This is a genomic window from Mycobacterium sp. 852002-10029_SCH5224772 (genome assembly GCF_001667315.1).
GTDB lineage: Bacteria > Actinomycetota > Actinomycetes > Mycobacteriales > Mycobacteriaceae > Mycobacterium.
Genome location: NZ_LZHT01000109.1, coordinates 1 through 974, shown reverse-complemented (window position 1 = coordinate 974; position 974 = coordinate 1). Strand labels below are relative to the sequence as shown.

At 66.0% G+C, this 974-nt stretch carries 2 protein-coding genes; both read right to left on the bottom strand.

Annotated elements, in window-relative coordinates:
- On the bottom strand, positions 1-247 hold a 247-nt coding region (locus tag A5775_RS19430), incomplete at its 3' end, for a TylF/MycF family methyltransferase (RefSeq protein WP_231995223.1).
- A gap of 98 nt (positions 248-345) precedes the next feature.
- Positions 346-974, bottom strand: a 629-nt coding sequence (locus A5775_RS19425) for a glycosyltransferase (RefSeq protein ID WP_369827893.1), incomplete at its 5' end; no start/stop codon positions are given.

Here is a 974-nt window from a genome sequence, read left to right as displayed (position 1 = left end):
GCTGCAGACTGGTCAGCCGCTGCATCCCGATCATCGTCAAGGCATCCGCGGGCCAGTCCAGCCCCAAGTCGCGCGCCTGTTTGTTGAACGGACGCTTGCGCACGAGCATCAGATTGCGGGTGCTGAACAGGGGACGCCCGAGGCGGTACAACCCCACCGGCACCAACTCGTCGCTGCCGTACCTGGTGAGGTCGCGCCGGAGCAGATCGAGATATGCGAACCGCGTGTCGTGATCGGTCACGGCCAAAACTGCCCCTTACTCCCGCATGCCAGTAGTACCGGTAGAGAGCCTAAACGTCCGTCAATGTCGTCAATGCGTTTCGCAGTCTATCCGGCTCCGGCGGCTCAGCGACTTCGCTCTGCCGGAACGTCGGGGACACACCGTCCCGAGCGGGCGAACTCTTCCAACAGATCGACGGCGCGGCCTGCGCTGTCGGCGGGCTTGCTCATCCGGGTCGCCAGCTCACGCGCGCGGCTGAGGTATTCCGGGGCAAGGATTTTTCGCAGGTCTTCCACCAGCGTTTCGGGCGTGGTGGCCGAAAACCGCCGGGAGGCGCCCACCTTCAGTTGCTTGACACGCGACCCCCACATCGGCTGGTCGCCGGCCGTCCAGAGGATCAGCGAGGGGATCCCCGCGCGCAGGCCGGCGGCCGTGGTGCCCGAGCCGCCGTGATGAACGACCGCGCGACAGGCGGGGAATACCTTCGTGTAATTGACCACGCCGACGACCTTGACGTGATCCAACTGGGGGACGTCGCTGAAGTCGCTCCAACCGGAGCAGATCAACGCCCGCTCCCCCAACTTCGCGCACGCGGCGCCGATCATCTTGACCGTCTCGGCGGGCGATTCGGCGACCGGCATACTGCCGAAACCAAAGCAGATCGGGGGCGTGCCCTGGGCGATCCACGATGCGACCTCGTCGTCGGCGTCCGTCGTCAACTCCATGGTGAGCGTGCCGACGAAGGGGCGCTGGG